The organism is Burkholderia sp. IT-111MI5, from assembly GCF_949752865.1.
Lineage (GTDB): Bacteria > Pseudomonadota > Gammaproteobacteria > Burkholderiales > Burkholderiaceae > Burkholderia > Burkholderia pyrrocinia_C.
The window spans coordinates 1-203 of record NZ_CATKIF010000069.1; the positions used below are offsets into that span (position 1 = coordinate 1).

The 203-nt window shown below is 61.6% G+C and carries 1 pseudogene; it reads right to left on the minus strand.

What is annotated here, in order from left to right:
• Positions 1 to 203: pseudogene (locus tag ACM6JT_RS31355) on the minus strand (amidohydrolase); the annotation flags it as partial.

Here is a 203-nt window from a genome sequence, read left to right on the forward strand (position 1 = left end):
GGCCAGCGATTCTGTGCGAGCACGCGCACGACGCCTTCGAGATCGTCTTCCATCTGCGCCGGCAGGTCCGGGCGTGCAACGCGGAAGTCCTCGAAATCCGCTGCCGAAAACACCAGCATCTCGCCGGCGCCGTTGTTGCGGAAATAGTCGGTGCCGTCGTGATACTTGACGCTCCTGGTCCAGTTCACGAAGTCTTCCTTCTC